1 protein-coding gene is annotated in these 3,458 nt (G+C 29.0%); it reads right to left on the minus strand.

Annotated elements, in window-relative coordinates; genetic code table 11:
• Positions 1-580: 580 nt before the first annotated feature.
• Positions 581-3,388 (minus strand): hypothetical protein, encoded by a 2,808-nt coding sequence (locus TY19_RS00815; RefSeq protein ID WP_042279138.1) that lies wholly within the window; start codon positions 3,386-3,388, stop codon positions 581-583.
• Between the last annotated feature and the right edge of the window lie 70 nt (positions 3,389-3,458).

The following is a 3,458-nucleotide window of genomic DNA, read 5'->3' on the forward strand; positions in this document are numbered from 1 at the left end:
CCTTTTTATTTACATCTAAATTTTATTTCAACTTAGTTATTTGCAACTTACATTAATTATAAGAAAATAATCAAATTTTTTATTTTAATAATTTGTTCAGCCATTCATTAAAAATTGTTTAATTAAAAATATCTATTTACTAACTTTGTTCAATTCATGCTGTTTTTATTTAGTTTAAAGAATAAATTTTTTCAAATTATATTTGATTTGGATATATTTATTTTCTATTCCTTCCCTTTAATTAATATTTACATATTTTATTTTAAATTAATTGTATATTATTTAATGATAATTAAATTGATTAAAAATTATTTAATTAATAATAAAATAAAAAATTTAAAAATAGGAATAAATATACAGATGATAGATTTAGTTGTTTAGTGATTATTGATGTGCAAAGTTTTTGGAACTTGTGTCATACGACATAAATAAATTTTTTGTTTCTCAAGTACAACTTGCTACGCCATACCTATTAGGTTGGATACATCTAAAATTCAAATAGAATTCTTTTTTCATGAGGTGAAAAGAAGAATGCAAATCAAACATTAAAATAGGCGGGTAAGCCCGCCGCCTATTGAATCTAATTACTTAGAATAACTTCAATACTTTTAATAATATGTAATTTATTTTCTAGAATAAAAGCGGGTAAATTTTGGTTTTCGCATAAATTTTCTATTCCTAAATAAATACTCTGCAGGGCATGGCACTCTACAAGCTCTAACGGTGCTAATTTTCCACTTTGCGTTTTTTTGAAAGCCAATTGCTCTAGTCGATCAGAAACAGTGTTAATAGTGGCTTTTAAATATTCTACATGTTTTTCACTCAAGCCCGTTTTTAAATTAAATAACGTTTCATCTGGGGAAACAATAAGATCAATGAGAGCCTCTCCCAATAGAACCTTATACCCTCTAGCGCCACCTTTCTCATTATTTATAGCAGTTTCCGAAAATTTATCCATTGTCTGATTAAAAAACTCTGGTAAATGCCTAGTTTCTGACATTTCTAAAGAAGAGAGATGACTTAAAAAAATCAGAGCATTAAAAATGGAATAAAAGGTCTCATATTGCTCTCCAATAACAGTAAACCTAGCTTGTAGTTTTTCTTTGACCAATTCCTGAGGAACTTTTCCATCTACTTGGACGGTACTTAAAAAAGGTTCCACATTTCGATTAAATAAGTCTAATCGATCCATTTTTTCTTGACTTAACCCTAATCCAAGCTTGTCACTAAAAAATGTGGACAGATAATTAGCATCCCAAGAGACTACTCCAGGAAAAGGGACTAAATGCGCGGCCTGAGGTGAAGCAACAAATCCTTTTCCAAATAACCAAGGTAAAAGTACTTCAACTTGTTTACTAACGCGTTGGCATTCTATTGAAAAGGCATCACCCGATTCATGTGCAGCTTGAACTTTTCTATATAAAGGTTTGGCAGGTTTAATAACCTTTTCCAAACTTTTTTTACTCTGGTCAAGCGATGTTTCTAAACTTTCTTCAATCTCACCTGTTTGATTTGTAATATGATACGTTAAAAATTCATTTAAAATTAATTTGATTTTATCTAATTGCTCCTCAGATAAATGATATTTTAATAGCTCGAACATGTCAAAGACTCTAAGAGCAAAGTCTCGATGGTTTTCTAAAAGTTTAGGAAAGCGTTCTTGAGAATGAACAAGGTAATGGCCTAAAAAAATATCTACGAAATCTTGAGTTTGCTGAATACCCTTTTGTAATAACTCTGAGATTTTTTCATCTTCATTTTTTATAATTTCGCTAAAAAAATCATCCAAAATAACAGTCTTTTTTTCTTTTAATTCTTTTAGCTGCTGTGATAATTCATCAATCTCTTTTTTAATTCTTGTTCCTTGATCCAGTGCTTTTTTAGCTTGAGCTATGTTTTCATTTAAAAGATTTCGATAAACTCTAAAAGAGTTACCTAAATCTTCTTTGGCTTGATTAAATAAAGTAAGTTTTGTTTTAACCTGTTGGACAGTCATGGTATTATTAGAATCAGGAAGTAACGCGAGTAAAGTTTTAAATTTTTCCTCAAATGCAGGTACTTCGCTTATCGTTAAATCTGCTGGCAATACCAAAAGGGGTTTTAAATAACTCTCAATGTAATTGTCTAAAGGGTCATAATCCTGCTCAGTAACATTCGCTTCGTCCTTTTTTTTACTTAACTCTTCTTTGATTTTTTCAGTTAACGTAAATAGCTCGTGCGTTTGAATAAAATTAAAAACCTCCAATAGCGTTTGCCAAATATCTATATGAACGACAGGATCGGCAGGATCACTGTGCTGACGAAAAGTTGATTCAATCTCGTCCATAAACTGAATGTATTGTTCTGGGTTTCCTTTTTTAATTTCCAGAAACGATTTTATGTAGGAAGGGCAAGTTTCATCAACTTCCTTTTTGACTTGATTCAATTGATTAGTATAAGGTAATAAATCTTGTTCAATTGATTTTTTACTTTCTTTGAAATTATCTATGAATTCATTTAATTTATTTGCTTCCCTTCCACAAAGGATATGGTCAATGCTGTCTAATACAACCCCCATAGTTTTTATTAAATCTTTATCTTTAAATTTAAATTTCTTCCCTTTTGGTAAACATTTGTTTACTTTTTGTATAATACCTTTATGTGTTTTTTCAAAATTCTTACAATCTTTTTTCCATTTCTCATGTTCTTTTTTTAGTAAGTCGATTTCCCCAGATGTTAATTTTTCCAAGTCAATTTTTTGACATTTTTCTGCAAACTGTTCAAATATTGTTAAAAAATTATTAATAGCTTCTGTATCTAAATTTAACCGTTTTAAACTTTCTAGTTCTTTTAATTTATCATTATAAGATTTTTTATTAATATTATTTAAGCGCTGATGCAACATATTCAATTGCATTTTTTTTTCATCTAGCTGGGCTTTTATTTCTTGATATGTTTGACTTTGCTCGCGTAAAATATCATTATGTTGAATGCTAATTGATTCACTCAAACCTTCATGGGGTAATTTAACTATCATTTCCGATGCACTTTGAGGATATACACTTATCCATGATTTTACAGTTTTTCTATTAAATTTTTTTTCAATTTTTTTATTTAATTCAATTCGAATTCTACTTTGTAAAGTGCTTTTTTCTATACTTGAAGCTCTTAAATCAGGTTTTTTACTATAAGAACACAAAAATCTTCCTTTAGAAAATCTAGTCGTTTGCTTTGCAAGAGGCGTTAATTTCGTTCCCTCTTCTGTGGGCTGCTGCATTAATTTACTGGTAGCTTCCTCAATATTTTTTTCAGTTGATTTCTTTATTTGTTTTGAAGATTCTTGAATTCCCTCAATTGGGGAAGGTGTGCTGGCAACTGAAGAGGGATCGTAGAAGTCAGCAGAATTCATAATTACTCCTTACTAATAATATTATTACAATTAATCATATAATTAATTATGTAATATTATTATTTAATTT

The organism is Candidatus Protochlamydia sp. R18, assembly GCF_000648255.1.
GTDB lineage: Bacteria > Chlamydiota > Chlamydiia > Chlamydiales > Parachlamydiaceae > Protochlamydia > Protochlamydia amoebophila.